The organism is Pseudoalteromonas luteoviolacea CPMOR-1 (assembly GCF_001625685.1).
GTDB classification, from domain to species: Bacteria; Pseudomonadota; Gammaproteobacteria; order Enterobacterales; family Alteromonadaceae; genus Pseudoalteromonas; species Pseudoalteromonas luteoviolacea_K.
Map to the genome: position 1 here is coordinate 52634 of NZ_AUYC01000041.1, position 17852 is coordinate 70485.

Annotated in this window: 19 protein-coding genes; 12 read left to right on the forward strand and 7 right to left on the reverse strand. The window is 44.3% G+C overall.

Annotation, left to right across the window (positions count from 1 at the left end):
* The first annotated feature begins 60 nt into the window (after positions 1 to 60).
* From pepQ to N473_RS18430, 4 genes are all read left to right on the forward strand, one after another.
* Positions 61 to 1383 (forward strand): Xaa-Pro dipeptidase, encoded by a 1323-nt coding sequence (pepQ, locus tag N473_RS18415; RefSeq protein WP_063369184.1) that lies wholly within the window; start codon positions 61 to 63, stop codon positions 1381 to 1383.
* Positions 1384 to 1472: 89 nt separating this feature from the next.
* A complete protein-coding gene (locus N473_RS18420; protein ID WP_039611129.1) occupies positions 1473 to 2087 on the forward strand; it encodes a YigZ family protein in 615 nt (204 codons plus the stop codon).
* An 83-nt stretch (positions 2088 to 2170) separates the two neighbouring features.
* Positions 2171 to 3622 carry a TrkH family potassium uptake protein gene (locus N473_RS18425; RefSeq protein WP_039611128.1) on the forward strand — a complete coding sequence of 484 codons (1452 nt, stop codon included), beginning with the start codon at positions 2171 to 2173 and terminating at the stop codon, positions 3620 to 3622.
* A 243-nt stretch (positions 3623 to 3865) separates the two neighbouring features.
* Entirely contained in the window at positions 3866 to 4543 is a 678-nt protein-coding gene (locus N473_RS18430; RefSeq protein WP_063369185.1) for a flagellar brake domain-containing protein, read from the forward strand.
* Positions 4544 to 4589: 46 nt separating this feature from the next.
* Here N473_RS18430 and trkA read toward each other — a convergent pair whose 3' ends face one another.
* The 4 genes from trkA to def are packed head-to-tail and all read right to left on the reverse strand — an operon-like array spanning position 4590 to position 8751.
* Complete coding sequence (trkA, locus tag N473_RS18435) at positions 4590 to 5966, reverse strand: Trk system potassium transporter TrkA (protein WP_039611126.1); 1377 nt, start codon at positions 5964 to 5966, stop codon at positions 4590 to 4592.
* Between the two features lie 18 nt (positions 5967 to 5984).
* Entirely contained in the window at positions 5985 to 7268 is a 1284-nt protein-coding gene (gene rsmB / locus N473_RS18440; protein WP_063369186.1) for a 16S rRNA (cytosine(967)-C(5))-methyltransferase RsmB, read from the reverse strand.
* Positions 7268 to 8212, reverse strand: a complete 945-nt coding sequence (fmt, locus tag N473_RS18445) for a methionyl-tRNA formyltransferase (protein ID WP_063369187.1) — start codon at positions 8210 to 8212, stop codon at positions 7268 to 7270. Before fmt ends, rsmB begins: the two co-directional genes overlap by 1 nt.
* A 29-nt stretch (positions 8213 to 8241) precedes the next feature.
* Positions 8242 to 8751, reverse strand: a complete 510-nt coding sequence (def, locus tag N473_RS18450) for a peptide deformylase (protein ID WP_039611123.1) — start codon at positions 8749 to 8751, stop codon at positions 8242 to 8244.
* A gap of 116 nt (positions 8752 to 8867) precedes the next feature.
* On the opposite strand from def, the gene N473_RS18455 reads away from it, so the two are divergent.
* From N473_RS18455 to hemF, 6 genes are all read left to right on the forward strand, one after another.
* Entirely contained in the window at positions 8868 to 9980 is a 1113-nt protein-coding gene (locus N473_RS18455; RefSeq protein ID WP_063369188.1) for a LysM peptidoglycan-binding domain-containing protein, read from the forward strand.
* Between the two features lie 24 nt (positions 9981 to 10004).
* Entirely contained in the window at positions 10005 to 11084 is a 1080-nt protein-coding gene (gene dprA / locus N473_RS18460; protein WP_063369189.1) for a DNA-processing protein DprA, read from the forward strand.
* A 2-nt stretch (positions 11085 to 11086) separates the two neighbouring features.
* Positions 11087 to 11560, forward strand: coding sequence for a DUF494 family protein (locus N473_RS18465; protein ID WP_063369190.1), 474 nt, complete (start codon positions 11087 to 11089; stop codon positions 11558 to 11560).
* Between the two features lie 222 nt (positions 11561 to 11782).
* On the forward strand, positions 11783 to 12361 hold the full coding sequence (locus N473_RS18470) for a type I DNA topoisomerase (protein ID WP_063369191.1): 579 nt from the start codon (positions 11783 to 11785) through the stop codon (positions 12359 to 12361).
* Positions 12348 to 12923 (forward strand): Sua5/YciO/YrdC/YwlC family protein, encoded by a 576-nt coding sequence (locus N473_RS18475; RefSeq protein ID WP_046357231.1) that lies wholly within the window; start codon positions 12348 to 12350, stop codon positions 12921 to 12923. The genes N473_RS18470 and N473_RS18475 overlap by 14 nt, the downstream gene beginning before the upstream one ends.
* 4 nt (positions 12924 to 12927) lie before the next feature.
* Positions 12928 to 13854: an oxygen-dependent coproporphyrinogen oxidase gene (hemF, locus tag N473_RS18480; RefSeq protein ID WP_063369192.1), complete on the forward strand. Its 927-nt coding sequence runs from the start codon at positions 12928 to 12930 to the stop codon at positions 13852 to 13854.
* 62 nt (positions 13855 to 13916) lie between these two features.
* Here the strand turns inward: hemF and N473_RS18485 are convergent, their stop codons facing one another.
* Entirely contained in the window at positions 13917 to 15524 is a 1608-nt protein-coding gene (locus tag N473_RS18485; RefSeq protein ID WP_063369193.1) for a methyl-accepting chemotaxis protein, read from the reverse strand.
* Between the two features lie 103 nt (positions 15525 to 15627).
* Complete coding sequence (locus tag N473_RS18490; protein WP_063369194.1) at positions 15628 to 16089, reverse strand: group II truncated hemoglobin; 462 nt, start codon at positions 16087 to 16089, stop codon at positions 15628 to 15630.
* A gap of 26 nt (positions 16090 to 16115) precedes the next feature.
* On the opposite strand from N473_RS18490, the gene aroE reads away from it, so the two are divergent.
* On the forward strand, positions 16116 to 16925 hold the full coding sequence (gene aroE / locus N473_RS18495) for a shikimate dehydrogenase (protein WP_063369195.1): 810 nt from the start codon (positions 16116 to 16118) through the stop codon (positions 16923 to 16925).
* A gap of 2 nt (positions 16926 to 16927) precedes the next feature.
* Entirely contained in the window at positions 16928 to 17167 is a 240-nt protein-coding gene (locus N473_RS18500) for a DUF1488 domain-containing protein (protein WP_039611114.1), read from the forward strand.
* On the opposite strand, the gene N473_RS18505 is transcribed toward N473_RS18500, so the two are convergent.
* Positions 17153 to 17686: a gamma carbonic anhydrase family protein gene (locus N473_RS18505; RefSeq protein ID WP_196766429.1), complete on the reverse strand. Its 534-nt coding sequence runs from the start codon at positions 17684 to 17686 to the stop codon at positions 17153 to 17155. The two genes, N473_RS18500 and N473_RS18505, sit on opposite strands and share 15 nt — an antisense overlap.
* Between the last annotated feature and the right edge of the window lie 166 nt (positions 17687 to 17852).

Genomic DNA, 17852 nt, shown 5'->3' on the forward strand with positions numbered 1-17852 from the left:
TTTTGAGACGGTGCTATGTTAGACTCAAGTATAATTACATAGATTTAATATGGGTACACTGTGGACACATTAGCAAATTTGTATGCAGAGCATATCACCACGCTTCAGGCACGTACTAAAGCCATCGTTGAGCGCGAAGGCTTAGATGGGTTAGTTATTCATTCAGGCCAAGCTAAACGTCAGTTTTTGGATGATATGTATTATCCATTTAAGGTCAATCCACAATTCAAAGCCTGGTTACCTGTTATCGATAATCCACATTGCTGGCTGGTCGTAAATGGGGTTGATAAACCTAAGCTGATTTTTTATCGTCCAGTCGATTTTTGGCATAAGGTACCGGATGAACCCAATGATTTTTGGTCGGAGCATTTCGATATTACGTTGCTGGTTCACCCTGAGCAGGTTGAAAAACTGTTGCCTTACGACAAAGAAAAGTTTGCTTATATCGGCGAATATCTAGAGGTCGCGCAAGCGCTTGGGTTTGGACAAATGAATCCAGAGCCGGTGATGAACTATCTGCATTATCATCGTGCTTATAAAACACAGTATGAGCTGACTTGCTTGCGCGAAGCAAACCGCATCGCAGTGCTTGGTCATAAAGCGGCAAGAGATGAGTTTTATGCTGGTGGTTCTGAGTTTTCTATTCAGCAGGCGTATTTGAATGCCACTGCACACATGGAAAATGATACGCCTTACGGTAACATTGTGGCGCTCAATCAGCATTGCTCGATTTTGCACTATACACATTTCGAGCGTCAGGCACCGAGCAAGCATTTATCGTTCTTGATTGATGCTGGTGCTAATTTCAATGGCTATGCATCAGACATTACGCGTACTTATGACTTTGCAAAACAAGGTCAGTTTGCGGAAATGGTGGATGCGTTAAACCAGCATCAAATCGCCCTGGGTAACGCACTTGCGCCAGGCAAATTATATGGTGATTTACATATCGACTGTCATCGTCGTATGGCGCAAATTCTATCCGATTTTAAAGTGGTTAATTTGGGTGCTGATGAGATTGTCGAGAAGGGCATTTCATCAACGTTCTTCCCACATGGATTGGGTCATCACATTGGGTTACAGGTGCATGATATGGGTGGCTTTATGGCTGACGAGCAAGGCACGCATCAAGCGCCACCTGAAGGGCACCCATTCTTACGTTGCACAAGGCGCATAGAATCAGGGCAGGTATTTACCATTGAACCTGGTTTATATTTCATTGATTCGTTACTTGGCGATTTAGCGAAAGGTGAACATGCGCAGCATATCAATTGGGATAAGGTGGAAGAGTTTAAGCCTTATGGCGGGATCCGTATTGAAGACAATATTATTGTCCACGAAGACCGTTTAGAGAATATGACGCGTGATCTTAACTTAGATTAATCTGCCGGCATGGTCGCACAGGTTAAATGCGGCTCAGCGTGTTTAAATAAAAGGAGTCGAAAGACTCCTTTTTTGCTAGAAAGTAGTTTATGTCAGAATATAAAATCCCAACTGAAACCATTTCACACCACGAAGAAATCAAAAAAAGTACGTTTTTGGTGCATGTTGCACATACCCCTACAGTGGACGATGCAAAAGCATTTATTCGCAGTATTAACGACGCTTATCCCGATGCGCGTCATAACTGTTGGGCACATGTAGCAGGCGCACCAGGAGGCAGTCATGTGTTAGGTTTTTCTGATGATGGCGAGCCAAACGGCACAGCAGGTAAACCCATGTTGAATGTCTTGATGGGCTCTGGTATTGGTGAAATTACCGCGGTGACGACACGTTATTTCGGAGGGATTAAGCTCGGAACAGGTGGTTTAGTGCGGGCTTATGGCGGCAGTTTGAATAACGCCTTGAATGTGCTTTCGACAGCGGTCAAAGTACCTTCCGTATTACTCACTGGCGAGTCAGATTATGCATTGCAAGGGGTCATTGAACAGCATTTAGCGAGTCAATATCAAGTGCTGAATATTCAGCATACGTTTGCAGCGACGATAGGTTGGCAAATTGAAATTGATGCCCGAGAAGCCAAGCTGGCCATTCAGTCGATATTTGATTTGACCCATGGCAGTGTGACAATGAAACTACAAAAGTAATTGCTTTGTGAGGTTATGAGGTTTACTAACGTCTAAGTGTATTAGACAATCAAGTCTAATCATAACAACAAGCGATCTGCGTTATGCAATTTCGTACCATTATAAAAATCCTTGGCCAACTCGTTGCACTGTTCAGTTTGACTATGGTGCCGCCAGCACTGGTGTCTTTGATCTACAAAGATGGTGGTGGTGTGCCGTTCGTTTTGGCTTTTATCTTTAGTGTTTTAATTGGCTTGATGGCCTATTACCCAAATCGAAAAGAACGCGGTGAACTCAAAGCCCGAGAAGGCTTTTTGATCGTGGTGTTATTTTGGTTGGTACTGGGATCGTTTGCATCCGTACCACTGATTTTCCTTGATGAACCGAATCTGTCTTTTGCCGATGCGGTATTTGAAGCTTTTTCAGGCCTGACAACCACCGGGGCCACGGTATTAACTGGGATTGAGTATTTACCAAAATCAGTGCTTTTTTATCGTCAACAATTACAGTGGCTTGGTGGCATGGGGATCATTGTACTTGCTGTTGCCGTGCTACCCATGCTTGGCGTTGGTGGGATGCAGTTATATCGTGCTGAAACACCAGGACCCGTAAAAGACTCAAAAATGACACCGCGCATTGCCGATACGGCAAAGCACCTTTGGTATATTTATGTTGCCCTAACTGCGGCTTGCACCTTGGCGTATAAGTTTGCTGGGATGGGCTGGTTTGATGCTATTTGTCATGCGTTTGCCACTATTGCAATTGGTGGTTTTTCTACTTATGACGCGTCAATTGGGCATTTTGATAGCCCGATGATTAACTTTATCTGTGTGGTGTTTTTGCTCATTGCTGCGATTAATTTCTCGCTGCATTATGCGGCGGTGGCTAGTCGCAGTGTGCGAGCGTATTTACGCGACCCTGAGTTTAAAGTCTTCTTGTTTATTCAACTGGCGCTGGTGGTGATCTGTTTTGCGGTATTGTCTTCAAATCAAGTGTATAGCGACGGTGATGAGACGCTAGATCATGCTTTATTCCAAGCGGTGTCAATCAGTACCACTGCGGGCTTTGCAACCGATAGCTTTTCAGCTTGGCCGCTGTTTTTACCTATTTTACTGATTTTCTCTAGCTTTATAGGCGGGTGCGCCGGTTCTACTGGAGGTGGAATGAAGGTCGTTCGGGTGTTTTTGCTGTACTTACAAGGGATCAGAGAACTGAATCGTTTGGTGCACCCAAGAGCCATCTACTCGATTAAACTGGGTAGAAAAGCGCTGCCAGACAAGGTCGTTGAAGCGGTATGGGGGTTTTTCTCTGCCTATGCGTTGGTCTTTGTGATTATTATGATCGCGCTACTGGGCACAGGGCTTGATAATATCACGGCGTTTTCGGCAACGGCGGCGTGTTTGAATAACTTAGGTCCTGGCTTGGGGGATGTGGCGGCGCACTATGGTGATATCACCGATACAGCCAAGTGGATTTTAACGCTGGCTATGGTGTTTGGACGTTTAGAAATATTCACCTTATTGGTGTTGTTCACACCGACATTTTGGCGAGGATAGCCTTGCAAGTTTTGCGTGTTGAAATATGCACGCGCTGAGAGTAACACCGATAGATCTAACTTAATTTATATTCCCTCCAAAAGTCTGATGATGGGTTTTTAAACCCATCATCAAGTGTGAAATCCCGCGTAAAAGTTAAAGTTTTTCTCTATCTAGACGATAATTCATAGTAATTATGCGATGGCGTCATAAACTGGCGCCATACTGCAAAAATACACAGCGCAATAGTTAGGGGTATTTAGCATGACTATACAAGAGTTGGCAGAAAATCGTTTGCAGGTATTACAGATGCGAGCGGGAAGTATTGTCGATATGGAGATTGTACTGCCAGCCAATCGTAAGCGGATCAAAACAGAGTTTGTCGGTGCGCTTGAGAACCAATTTATTATCTTGAACCATCCCAGTCATCAACGTTTGGGTGCGGCCATGGATTATGTCAAAGAAGGCACAGAAGTGATTGTACGTGCCTTGCCTGAGGAAGGTGATGGACAAATTATCGCCTTCAAAGAAACCATTAAATCAGTGACTACACACCCAGCCAGGCTAATTTATCTTTATTATCCCAACGAGGTTCAAACATACAAATTACGTGCTCAGACGCGTATTCCTACGCTGATCCCTGCTGTTTTGAGTGTGGAAGGAAAAAGTGAAGTCGGTGTCATTAAAGATATTTCTCTTGCCGGTCTGATGTTTGATGTGCAGAAAACCCACCTGCCAGAAGAGTTAAAAGAGTTATCTTGTGAGATTCTCATTGAAGGCAAAGATGCGAAAAAGCTCACACTTGTTGGTAAGGTATGTAGAGTAAAAGAAAATCAAGAAGATATAGTATCACTGGGTATTCACTTAGATAGCCAAGATGCACAAGTCCAAGCGATACTCAAAGATTACTTAATTGATATTTCAGTACTGGGTAATGAGTAGCACAGTTTAAGGGAGGAGATGGCATATAAGCCATCTCACTATGATGTTAGACGAATAAAGCACTGACCTGGAATAATTTTTCAACCACACCAATTTGCTTTTTGTCGATTAAAAACATAATGACATGGTCACCTGACTCAATCACAGTATGATCATGGGCGATCAATACTTCAGAGTCCCTCACAATCGCGCCAATCGTCGTGCCATGGGGCAGTTTAATATCTCGGATTGCTCGACCGACCACCTTTGAGGTGTTTTCATCACCATGTGCAACTGCTTCAATCGCTTCTGCTGCACCTTTTCGTAATGAGTATACATTAACGATATCTCCGCGACGCACATGGGTGAGCAGTGCTGAAATGGTGGCTTGTTGCGGTGAAATAGCAATATCAATTTCGCCGCCTTGTACTAAGTCCACATAGGCACTACGCTGGATCAGTACCATGGTTTTTTGCGCACCCATACGCTTTGCAAGCATAGCTGCCATGATATTGGCTTCGTCGTCATTGGTGACAGCAATAAACACATCTACTTGTTCGATATGTTCTTCAGATAGAAGCTCTTGATCAGAGGCGTCACCACAAAATACAACTGTATTATCAAGCATTTCAGAAAGCTGTGATGCGCGACTGTGATTGCGTTCAATCAGCTTAACACTGTGGTTTTTTTCCAATGAGCGGGCAAGGCCTGCACCGATGTTACCACCACCGGCTATCATGATTTTTTTATACGATTGCTCTAGCTTTTGCAATTCGTTCATAACAGCACGAATATGTTTCGTTGCTGCGATGAAAAAAACCTCATCATCCGCTTCTATGACGGTTGTGCCTAGGGGCTTGATGGCTTTACCTTGGCGATAAATTGCCGCAACGCGAGTGTCGACATTGGGGATATGTTCTTTGAGTGCCGATAATGCATAACCCACCAACAAGCCACCATAGTAAGCTTTCACTGCGACCAATGACAGCATGCCATCTGCAAATTGCAGTACTTGCAATGCGCCGGGATAATCTATTAATCGACGAATATACTTAGTGACCAATTGCTCTGGGGCAATGTAATGGTCAACTGGGAGGTCGTCATTGTGAAATAGCTTTTCGCGGTAATCTAAATATTGCTCGGAGCGGATCCGAGCAATTTTTGTAGGCGTATTGAAAATACTATAGGCGACTTGGCACGCAACCATGTTTACTTCGTCAGAACTGGTCACGGCAATAATCATATCGGCATCTTCGGCACCCGCTTGCCTGAGCACTTCTGGATGCGCACTATGCCCATTGACGCCTTGCAGGTCATATTTATCCTGTAGTTCACGTAAACGCTCACCATCGATATCAACGACGGTGATTTCGTTTTGCTCACCAACGAGGTTTTCTGCCAGTGTGCCGCCAACTTGTCCAGCGCCTAAAATAATGATTTTCATAGCTTAAACTTACAACGTTTAGAGTTTTTGCAACTTGGCGTAATAGAAGCCATCCGTGATGCCTGGCAATAATTGTAAGCCGGGCTGTTCAACCTTGTCGTGCGCATGCAGTGCAATGTGCTTTGCATCCTCTGTACGTGATAAAAAGGCATTGATTTGCTTGTGGTTTTCTTCCGGCAATACAGAGCAGGTTGCATAGACCAAGGTACCGCCTGATTTCAGCAATGGCCAGATGTTATCCAGTATTTTTGCTTGTAATTTCGCTAGCTCGTCAATGTCTGCGGCGCGTCTTAGCCACTTAATATCTGGATGGCGACGGATCACCCCAGTTGCAGAACAAGGTACGTCTAACAGAATACGATCAAATTGCTCGCCTTGCCACCAGTTATCAGGCTCATCCGCGAGCCCATGCACGCACTGTGCAGTTAATGATAAGCGATTCAGATTATCAGTGACGCGCTCTAAACGCTTTTCGTCAGCATCTAATGCGGTGACTTGGGTATCTGCAAGTTCTAAGATATGACAGGTTTTTCCGCCCGGTGCAGCACAGGCATCTAAAATCGTGTCGCCATCTTGCGGTGATAATAAGCGAGCTGCCATTTGTGCCGCTGCATCTTGCACAGAACTTGCACCCGTTGAGAAGCCTGGTAATTTTGTCACATCTACTGGGTGGTCAAGTAAAATACCATCGGGGTGCGATTCATCCAGAGTATAGTCAATGTCTGCTTGATCTAGTTGCTTAGCGTAGGTATCCGTATCAGCTTGACGTTGATTTACACGCAGCCACATGGGGGCCTGTAGTTGGTTTTCTTCAAGGATATCAGTCCATTTGTCAGGGTAGGCAGCCTGAAGCTTTTTAATAAACCAGCTTGGGTGATTATACTGACAGACTACTATCTCACTCGCACTTTGCTCAAGTGTTGCCTGCTGACGTTGAAAGTTGCGCAGTACTGCATTGACTAGGCCTTTCATACCCGGCGCACCGAGTGGCTTGAGTGCATTAACGGTTTCCGCTACTGCTGCATGAGCGGGGACACGCATATGCTGAAGTTGATAAATACCGACATAAAGCAAAAACTGAAATACGCGACGTTTGCCCCGTAGTGGTTGATCAAGTAACTGCTGACAATAGTTTTCAAGGCTCGGTAAATAGCGCAGCACGCCGTAGCACATTTGCTGCAGCAAGGCGCGATCTTTGACTGGTAGCTTTTGGCTAGCGTAAGGCAATTGCGCTGTGAGCGATTGGCCTTTATCAACGACTTGAAATAGTGTTTGTGCCGCTAGTGCGCGTACATTGGCCATTAGGCACCTACCTTATTACCAGGTGTTACCCATTCAGCACGACCATTTAAAAAGTCCTGCGCTGACATTGGCTTTTTGCCCTGCGGTTGTAGTTGAGAGATTTGTAAGGCATGGGTGCCACACGCAACGACAATACCATGCTTGTCTGCGCTCAAAACGGTACCCGCTTCACCTTGCTGTTCTATGACGTTTGCTTGCCATATTTTCACTGTCTGTGACTGCATCTGTGTAAAACACATCGGCCAAGGGTTGAATGCTCTAATATTGCGCTCGATTTGTTCTGCGTCCATGGTCCAGTCGATATCGGCTTCTTGCTTAGACAACTTTTTCGCATAGTTTGAGTGTGCGTCGTCCTGAACTTCAGCTGTGATTTTTCCAGCCCCCAGCGCATCTAAAGTTTCTACTAAGGCTGAGGGGCCTAGCTCGGCAAGCTTGGCATATAGACTTGCACTTGTTTCGTGAGCGTCTATCGGGCAGGTGGCGATATGTAGCATGTCACCGGTATCTAAGCCTTCATCCATCTGCATAATGGTCACGCCAGTTTCTTTATCTCCAGCCCAGATAGCACGCTGAATAGGGGCTGCGCCACGCCAACGAGGCAAGATAGAACCGTGCACATTGAGACACCCCAATCTAGGCGTTTCAAGAATTGCTTTGGGGAGTAATAAGCCATAGGCGACAACGACCATCACATCAGCGTTTAATTCAGCGAGCTGTTGGGTCGCGTCTTCGCTTTTTAATGAAGCGGGTTGGATCACGGGTAGATCATGTTCTAAAGCGAGCGTTTTAACTTCGCTGGCTTTAAGCTTTTTACCGCGACCTGCGGGCTTATCTGGTGTACTGTAGACTGCCACAACCTCATGATGAGAATCGAGCAATGCTTGTAGGTGGCGTGCAGCAAAGTCTGGCGTGCCCGCAAATACTATACGCAAAGGGTTACTCACGAATAAATTATCCAATTAAATAAATTTGATTATGCTTTTGCCGCTAGGCGTGCTTCTTTTTCAATTTTCTTTTTGATACGTTGGCGCTTCAGTGGCGATAAGTAATCAATGAATAGCTTGCCTGCAAGGTGGTCTAGCTCATGTTGCACACAATTAGACAGCAGTTCTTGAGCATCAAATTGGTACTCTTCACCGTGCTCGTTAAGTGCCTTCACGGTGACTTTTTCCGCGCGGTCTACTTTTGCATACGAGTAAGGCACTGATAAACAGCCTTCTTCGCATACCATAGTGCCTTCTGATGAGATGATTTCTGGGTTGATTAAAACGTAAGGCTCATTGCGTTCTTCTGACACATCGATGACGACAATGCGTTGATGAATATCAACTTGCGTCGCGGCTAAACCAACCCCGTTTTCGTCATACATGGTTTCAAGCATGTCTTTAACGATTTGACGGATTTCATCATTTACTTCTTCCACAGGCTTTGCCACTGTACGCAAACGCTCGTCGGGAAATTTAAGCACTTCTAACTTTGCCATAGATACCTTTTACAGTCTTTATAAATGGGGTAATGTATGGTCTTATTTTAGCCATTCACGTTCCCCTTTAACAGGTTTTGGTGGATAATATCTAAAAATAACTCAAGGAATTCGGAATGAAATCTCAAATTGCAGCCTTGATCATGGCAGCTGCCGCTGTTTTTCCTGCTATTGCCGATACATTAACGGTTAAATCAGACGCACCCAAGCGCTATGTAGTGAAAAAAGGTGACACGCTTTGGGATATTTCGAGTTTATATTTGCATAGTCCATGGAAATGGCCTCAGTTATGGCAGACAAATCCACAAATTGATAACCCGCATTTAATATACCCTGGTGATATTTTGTCACTTGGTTTGGATGAAAATGGGAATCCGGTATTAATAATTGATAAGGGGGTAAGAAAACTATCCCCTCATGTGCGTATCATTGCAGAGAAGGGTACTGCGATACCAACGCTTCCTTTAGCTGTTTTGGAGCCGTATTTGAGCTATGACCAAGCGCTTGAAAAAGACGATTTAGCTCAATTTCCCATTGTACTCGGTTCGAATAAGAATTTTAAAATGAGTGTTACTGGCCACTTATTGTATGTGAAAGGAAACCTGTTACAAGGCGGGAATTATGGCGTTTACCGCCAGGGCAGTGCATACAAGGATGGGTCACGCACTTTGGCCTATGAAACCATTTTAGTGGGCACTGCTCGGGCGATGAAATCCGGTAATATTGAAGATGGGATACCCAGCACGGTAAAAGTTGAAGCGGTCAAGCGTGAGATTAAAGCGGGCGATTTTTTGATGCCATTACCTCAGGGACAAGATCTCAAAGCCACTTTTAAAATGAGTAAGCCGAGCCAAGCAGTGGACGGTGTAATCATTGCCAGTAGTAACCAACACAGTGAATTTGGACCTCTGTCCGTTGTGGTGCTCAATGTTGGCAGTGAACAGCAATTGGTTGAGGGGAGCGTATTAGATATTTTGCGGCAGTCTCCTACAGTGGTTGAACGTAATGGCACGCCAAAGTATCTAGAAGACTCGAGCAGCCTCGATAAATTAATTGGTGACATTGGCTCTTGGTTTGGTGAAGAGAACAGTGAAAACAGTACGGTTTGGCATATGCCCAGCGAAAAGGTTGGTGAGCTTATGCTGTTTAAAGTCTATGACAATATCAGTTATGCCATGGTGATGAAGACAACACAACCTATTCAAGTGGGAGATAGCGTAACCGATTAATTCTAAATTGCTCAAGGAGGGAGCATGGAACACTTATCATCAAGAGATGCGGTGGCCTTATACTTGTGCCACGGTATCGGTGTTAGCACGATTATCGCGCTCACACAGAAAATCAAACTACCAGACCTTTTTAGTCTGTCTAAATCTGCACTTTGTCAGTTAGGACTCCACGAAAATTTGGCAAAGCAAATACATCGTACCGACTGGGGTAAAGTTGAGCGTATTTTGGCGCATTGTACGACACTCAATATTCAAATCGTTCATTACTTTGATGCCTGCTACCCAGAATCATTGACACATATTAGTAGCCCGCCTTGGTTGCTATTTTGCCGTGGAGACAGCACGCTCTTGCATCAACCACAAATTGCCATCGTTGGCAGTCGCAGTGCATCGAGAATGGGTATGGAAATTGGCTATGATTTTGCTAAGCAATTGGGCGATGCAAATTTTGTTATCACTTCTGGCATGGCAAGAGGTATTGATGGGGCAGCACACAATGGTGCTTTGCACAGTACCCAAAAAACGATTGCCGTGTTAGGCACTGGTGCTGATGTTGTTTATCCCAAACGTCATGATGAGTTGTATTGGCGTATTGTCGAGCAAGGTTTGATTGTGAGTGAATTTTTACCTGGGACAAAACCTCACGGCACTCATTTCCCCAGGCGAAATCGCATTATTTCTGGGCTTTCTTTAGGTGTGTTATTGGTTGAGGCTGAAATAAAAAGCGGCTCATTGGTCACTGCGCGTTATGCCATTGAACAGAATAAAGATGTATTTGCGATCCCAGGATCAATTCGCCATAGTTTATCTGAGGGGTGTCATTTTTTAATAAAGCAAGGTGCCAAGCTGACTGAAAATGTCAGTGATATTATCGAAGAGGTGAGCTTTTTACCGGAAAACAGTCTATATATTATAGAAAGTGAAAAAAAACAGGAGACTTGCCCCATTTTGCACAATCTCGGCTATGAGGTAACTGACGTCGATACCTTAGCACAGAGGACCCAGTGGCCAGTAGAGCAGGTACTTGCCAGACTATTGGACTTAGAGCTTGAAGACAAAGTAGAACGTGTATTAAACGGCTACATCAAATTAGCGAGGGGTTAAACATGTTTGATATCCTGATGTATTTATTTGAAAACTATATTCACAGCGAAGCGGATATCTTCGTAGAGCAAAATCAATTGACAGACGAACTAGTCGGCGCAGGTTTTGACCAAGCTGAAATTTATAAAGCGCTAGATTGGTTAGAGCAGCTAGCAGATCTTCAACACAGTGACGAATTTCCCTACCTTAATGCCAAGCCAGACTCAGCGATACGTATTTATACCGCAGAAGAATGTAGAGTGCTCGATGTCGAGTGTCGCGGCTTTTTAATGTTTGTTGAGCAAATTGGCGTAATTGATTGTACCACCAGAGAAATGGTGGTTGATCGTATGTTGGCACTTGAAAAGTCATCTATATGTCTTGATGATTTAAAATGGGTAATTTTAATGGTGCTATTTAATGTGCCCGGAAAAGAACATGCCTATGCGCAAATGGAAGACTTAATTTTTGAACAACCATCAGGATTATTGCATTGATACATCTGCGGCATATTTGAAATATCAAAGTGCCGTAGCTACAGACATTGACCTCGATTAACAGCATGCCTTTTAAACCATCAGATTGCTGATATGGTTTTCAAATCTACGTATAAGTTAGCCGTTTATAGAAGAATGCCTCGATGTAGGTGTAATTTTATTGTCCTTATATTGATACACGCAGTAAAATAGCGCAAAGCATGTACAGTGAAGGTGAGAAAAATGAGCAAAATTGATCACTCTCTTTTTAACGCAGATAAACACGCGCTAGAAAAAGAGTACGAGATCTGCCCTAAATGTGGTTCAGAGCTGGTGGTCAAACACTCCAAAAATGGAGCATTTCTTGGTTGTGCCAATTACCCTACATGCGATTACATGCGTGCTTTTGCTCATCATGAGAGCAATGAAATTAAAGTGTTAGATGATGCACCATGTCCAGAATGTGGGAGAGCACTGGTGATCAGGAATGGTCGATATGGCATGTTTATAGGCTGTACTGGCTACCCCGAGTGCGACTTCATTGTGCATGAAGAAGAGGAGCAAACAGATACGCTCCCCCTGTGTCCTAAATGCAATAAAGGGCACTTACAAAAAAGACAGAACAAGTACGGCAAGTTTTTTTATGCGTGTGATGCATATCCAAAATGCAAATATAGTTTAAATCAGTATCCCGTTGCGCATCAGTGTGAACAATGTGATTGGCCTGTGATGGTGCAAAAAAAGCGGGCTGGAAAAGCTATGCTACAATGTCCGCAAAAAGCTTGTCAGCATATGATTGAGGATCCCTATGAGTCACAATGAAAATCAAACAGCTAAGCCGCAGTCGGCGATTGAAGCATTGCAGCAAGGTGAGTTGATCTGTTATCCCACTGAGGCCATTTTTGGTTTGGGGTGTGATCCGGATAGCGAAAGTGCAGTGCATAAATTGCTCGCGTTAAAAGAACGACCTATTGAAAAAGGCCTTATCCTAATCGCAGACAATTTTGCCCAATGCTTAGCATATGTAGATGATGCAAAGATCCCGATGGATAAACGTGCAGAGATTTTTTCTGCATGGCCTGGGCCTGTCACATGGGTTCTGCCAGCGAAATCGACTACACCAAAATGGTTAACGGGTGAACATACGAGCATTGCAGTTCGTGTGACCGATCACCCTGTAGTTAAGCAGTTGTGTCAGGATTTTGGTAAGCCGCTTGTATCTACCAGTGCAAACTTTAGTGGTGAAGAGCCAGCAATGACTATCGATGAAGCAAAGGCCATGTTTAATGAACGTGTTGGCTTTTATCAAGAAGGAGCGCTGGGCGGTCGCACTGCACCGAGTCAAATTCGTGATGCAATGACAGGTAAAGTATTTAGGAGCTAAGCGCGTGAGCAAAGTGAACTTAGAAACGGTCAAGGAATTCTTATTACAATTGCAAGATGCTATTTGTGCAGGCCTAGAACAAGCTGACGGCAGCGGCAGATTTGTGGAAGATAAATGGGAGCGTGCAGAAGGCGGCGGCGGTCGAACGCGTGTGCTTAGAGGGGGAGACGTCATTGAACAAGGCGGAGTCAACTACTCTCATGTCTTTGGTGCTTCAATGCCAGCATCCGCAACAGCGCACCGACCCGAATTAGCGGGGCGAAGTTTCCATGCCTGCGGCGTCTCTTTGGTTATTCACCCGAAAAACCCGCATATTCCAACCAGTCACGCCAATGTGCGTTTTTTCATTGCTGAAAAAGAAGGCGAAGCGCCGATTTGGTGGTTTGGTGGTGGTTTTGATTTAACGCCGTTTTATCCGCATTTGGAAGACGTTAAGCACTGGCACCAAGTCGCAAAAGACCTATGTGACCCATTTGGTGATGACGTGTATCCGCGGTATAAAAAGTGGTGTGATGATTATTTTTACTTAAAACACCGAGATGAGACCCGTGGTGTAGGTGGATTATTTTTTGATGATCTGAATGAGTGGGGTTTTGATAAGAGCTTTGCCTTTATGAAAGCCGTTGGCGAAGGCTTTTTGCCTGCTTATGTACCCATCATTGAGCGCAGGAAGGTTTCTCCAGTGACTGAGCAAGCGCGCGACTTTCAGCTTTATCGTCGTGGTCGCTATGTGGAGTTCAATCTAGTATGGGACCGAGGCACATTATTTGGTTTGCAAAGTGGTGGTCGTACGGAGTCCATTTTGATGTCGATGCCGCCATTAGCTAGATGGGAGTATGACTTCACCCCGGAGGCTGGCTCTAATGAAGCAAAGTTATATGAGCATTTCTTAAAACCACAAGATTGGTTGAATATAGACGTGCTCTCATAAATTGGTTGAGCTATCAAAGATTGAGTTGTTAAAAAAGGAGCGTGATGCTCCTTTTTTAATGGTTAGTCTAATTTGAACCCTCGCACCTGCTCGTCCAAAGAGCGGGCTAGCTCGAGTAGCTCTTCACTGACTCGTTTACTACCGTGGGCATCTTCCAAAGATTGCTCGGCATTATCCCGAATGGCGACGACACTTTGGTTGATCTCTTCAGCTGCTTGATTTTGTTGCTCAGTGGCATCGGCTATTTGCACATTGAGCGCATTGATCTCATGCATTTGAGATGAAATATCCTTTAACGCCTGAGCAACCTGTTGCACTTGTTGTGCGCGATCATCCGCTTCTGCACAGGAAGCCGTCATTGCGCTGACGGTTTGCTGTGCTTCTTGTTGTAATTTATCTATGGTGCGGCGTATCTCATCTGTAGAGTCATGAGTACGAGTTGCCAGAGTTCTCACTTCATCGGCAACCACCGCAAACCCTCTGCCAGCTTCTCCTGCACGTGCGGCTTCTATGGCTGCGTTCAGCGCAAGTAAATTCGTTTGCTCCGCGATACTGCTTATTACCTCTAGCACTTTGCCAACGGCCAGAGTTTGTGTTTGCAATTGACTGACTTGATTAGCCGCATCTCGAATATCATCGGCTAATTGATTGATACTTTGCTCTGTGGTGTGGGCAATTGACATACTTTGCTCTGCAAGGTGATTGCTACTGTCAGACTTTTCAGAGGCAAAGTGGGTGGTATTTTTTACTTCACTGGATGAGCTCTCTAGTTCATTGATTGCTGCGGCGACAGAATCTGTCCCTTGCTTTTGCGCTTGTATTGCTTCTTCTGTGGTTTCTGCAGCGGTGTATATATGCTCCGCAGAGTGGATCAGGATTTTTGATGAACGGGACACCTCGGCAATACTATCTTTAAAGGCTGCCATCATTTTATTGAAGTTAGTAGCAAGGCGACCTAGCTCATCATCTATATCATCTTCAATGCGTAAGCTTAAGTCTTGATTGGACGTAGCAAGGCGCATGGTTTTGCCAAGCCTTTTTAAGCGAACGATAAATAGTTTGCGGAACAAGATACCTAAAATGATGAACGCAGTGGCAAAGATGGTACTTAGTAGTGCGGTACTAAATACGGTATTGGTATCGACAGTATTATCGATATCGCTCAGAGAGTAGCTGATTTTGACTGCGCCTAACACATCACCTTCTTGCGCTTGATGGCAGCCTAAGCAATTTGTGCCTTTGTAATCAGCACTGGCAACCATGGGTTTTAGGTAAGTCATCACTCGTTTATCACCGCGTTGCTCGATGACTAATAGTTCTTCACCTCTCAGTGCCGCATGTTCAGCATCCGTTTGGGGAGATTCATTGGCGTTTCCTTGACCGTAAAGCTTATTGACTTGATCACCTCGTATGATGTGCGCATCTTCAATATTGTCATGGTTACGAAGCTTTTCTCCGAGAATATGACGATTAGACATCGTGCCGGTAAGCATCATGGTATTGATAGAATCAAAGTAGTTATCGGCCAGTAACCGAATATTGGTTTCGACAGTTTGCTCGGCGAGGTTTTTTTGCTGACTACTATTACTCAGGATACTGGCTATGAGTACCAATACACCAGTAATGGCGAGTAGGGCATATATTTTATGTTGAATAGACTTCACACGCATCGCACCTAATGGAAATTAAGCATCCATTATGCGTGTGAATAACCCCGTACAATTTGACTCAGCGCAAAAGTGACTCCGCTAATGCAAAATTACAAATAGCAGGCTAATCTTGGTTAATCATATGTGTCGCTAATTGTGCTAGCGATTTTCTTAAGCCTTCACGCAGTAAAGGGTTATCAATCTCTGCATCCAGTGCTTTATCCATGCAATACATCCACTGGTCACGCAGGTCTTGGTTGATAGTAAAAGGCATGTGGCGCATTCTGAGGCGCGGATGACCATACTTTTCTACAAATAAGTCAGGACCACCCAACCAACCAGACAAGAATTCAAAAAATACCTGACGGATCCTATCAAGTGGCAGCGGGTGCATATCGTACAGTGGTTTTGCATAGGGATCGCTCTCCATCACATCATAAAAGCGATTTGCTAAAGCGAGCGCCCCTTTTTCACCACCAATTAATTCATAGGGTGTGCGTTCTGGGTTAGGTGCATGATGATTTTGCGATGTCTTAGGATCTTCACTTGCATCTTTATTAAAGATACGTTTAATTAACTGCTTCATTCACTATCACTATTGTTAGGCTAAAAATGGATAAATACGCGGTTTTTGGTAACCCGATAAAGCATTCTAAATCGCCAGAGATTCATTCGCAATTTGCATCTGAACTTAATGAGCAGATTGACTATACCGCTATATTGGCGCCGGTAGATGGCTTTGTTAGTAGTATCAATGCGTTCTTTGCAGATGGCGGGCTTGGAGCGAATGTCACTTTACCGTTCAAGGAAGCAGCATTTAATTATGCTGATCTGTTAACTGAGCGGGCAAAACTGGCTGGCGCTGTTAATACATTAAAGCGGCAAGATGATGGCACAATTCTAGGTGATAATACCGATGGGGCTGGCTTAGTCTCTGATTTACTCAGGCATCATGTGCAATTGCAAGATGCTGTTATTTTGCTCTTGGGCGCTGGTGGTGCGGCAAGAGGGTGTATTTATCCATTATTAGAAGCGGGTGTTAAACACATTGTAATAGCCAATCGTACGGTGTCTAAAGCTCAACAATTAGCGACGCTATTTGCCCCTTATGGTAAAGTCACTGCTGTCGCACTCAATGAAATCCCACACTTACCTTACACAGGTGTAATAAACTCAACCTCTTCGAGTGTCACTGGTGACATACCGAATATTGCGGGCGATGTAGTGGCGCAGACAAGTTGGGGTTACGATATGTTTTATAGTGATACGCAGACGAGTTTTTTAAACTGGATAGCGACACACAATTCAAATTGTCAGCTGATTGATGGTATTGGCATGTTAGTGGGGCAAGCGGCTGAAGCGTATACTGTGTGGCGAGGTAAATCTCCAAATATTGAAGCGGTATTGGAAAGGGTAAAATAATCATGAATCAAGCGGTCTTATTTAATGATGATATTCACTTTGACGCTGCGCTTAGTCGATTAGTCTTTACTGCCATGGTTTCTGGCATGATAGTGCCGTGTGTTATTGCGGTACCTGCAACGTTAGAAGAGCCATTGGTGCATTTTAGAAATCATCAGTTTGATTATGAAATGCAAGCCGAAGAGCTCATAGAAGATGAAAGCTATTCGGCATCAGGTGAAATAGAGTTAACCTTCCTCTAAATACTCATCTTTAAGCTCTACGTAATTTTGCGCGGAGACTTTTAAAAAAGCGAGCTCTTGGTTTGTTAACTTGCGAGCTTGCTTGACGGGACTGCCAACATATAAATAGCCAGATTCCAGTGTTTTGTTAGGTGGGACTAGCGCACCGCCACCAATAATGACATCATCTTCAACAGTGACATTGTCCATGACAATCGCACCCATGCCCACCAAGATACGATTACCTAGTCTACAACCGTGTAGCATGACTTTATGTCCGACCGTCACGTCATCACCAATGATCAAAGGGTAGCCTTCGGGGTTTGCTGGGCTTTTGCGTGTTAAATGTAAAACGCTGCCATCTTGTACATTGGTTCGCTCACCAATGGTGATATAATTGACATCGCCACGAGCGGCCACTAATGGCCACACACTGCTATGCTTGCCAATACTAATATCGCCAACCAAAACTGCGCTTTCATCTACATATACCCCTTCAGATAACTTAGGGGAGATACCTTTATACGTTCTTAACATGATTTTAAGACTCTAAAATGAAGATAGCTCTAGTGTAGAGTTTAATGATTTAAATCTCTAGAGTGAGTTAATCACTGAAAAATGGACGTGAAATGTACAGTTTTAGTGTGTTTAGCTCAATAATTGCGCGAGCAATGCGTTTTTATCGGTTTTCTTTAAAAAATGCTTG

Excerpts from the sequence above, each read along its gene's own strand:
- aroE (WP_063369195.1), top strand. The coding sequence starts at position 16,116 with ATGGATAAATACGCGGTTTTTGGTAACCCGATAAAGCATTCTAAATCG.
- N473_RS18425 (WP_039611128.1), top strand. The coding sequence starts at position 2,171 with ATGCAATTTCGTACCATTATAAAAATCCTTGGCCAACTCGTTGCACTG.
- N473_RS18430 (WP_063369185.1), top strand. The coding sequence starts at position 3,866 with ATGACTATACAAGAGTTGGCAGAAAATCGTTTGCAGGTATTACAGATG.
- dprA (WP_063369189.1), top strand. The coding sequence starts at position 10,005 with ATGGAACACTTATCATCAAGAGATGCGGTGGCCTTATACTTGTGCCAC.
- rsmB (WP_063369186.1), bottom strand. The coding sequence starts at position 7,268 with ATGGCCAATGTACGCGCACTAGCGGCACAAACACTATTTCAAGTCGTT.
- N473_RS18485 (WP_063369193.1), bottom strand. The coding sequence starts at position 15,524 with ATGCGTGTGAAGTCTATTCAACATAAAATATATGCCCTACTCGCCATT.
- N473_RS18500 (WP_039611114.1), top strand. The coding sequence starts at position 16,928 with ATGAATCAAGCGGTCTTATTTAATGATGATATTCACTTTGACGCTGCG.
- def (WP_039611123.1), bottom strand. The coding sequence starts at position 8,751 with ATGGCAAAGTTAGAAGTGCTTAAATTTCCCGACGAGCGTTTGCGTACA.
- N473_RS18455 (WP_063369188.1), top strand. The coding sequence starts at position 8,868 with ATGAAATCTCAAATTGCAGCCTTGATCATGGCAGCTGCCGCTGTTTTT.
- N473_RS18465 (WP_063369190.1), top strand. The coding sequence starts at position 11,087 with ATGTTTGATATCCTGATGTATTTATTTGAAAACTATATTCACAGCGAA.
- N473_RS18470 (WP_063369191.1), top strand. The coding sequence starts at position 11,783 with ATGAGCAAAATTGATCACTCTCTTTTTAACGCAGATAAACACGCGCTA.
- N473_RS18420 (WP_039611129.1), top strand. The coding sequence starts at position 1,473 with ATGTCAGAATATAAAATCCCAACTGAAACCATTTCACACCACGAAGAA.
- N473_RS18475 (WP_046357231.1), top strand. The coding sequence starts at position 12,348 with ATGAGTCACAATGAAAATCAAACAGCTAAGCCGCAGTCGGCGATTGAA.
- trkA (WP_039611126.1), bottom strand. The coding sequence starts at position 5,966 with ATGAAAATCATTATTTTAGGCGCTGGACAAGTTGGCGGCACACTGGCA.
- N473_RS18490 (WP_063369194.1), bottom strand. The coding sequence starts at position 16,089 with ATGAAGCAGTTAATTAAACGTATCTTTAATAAAGATGCAAGTGAAGAT.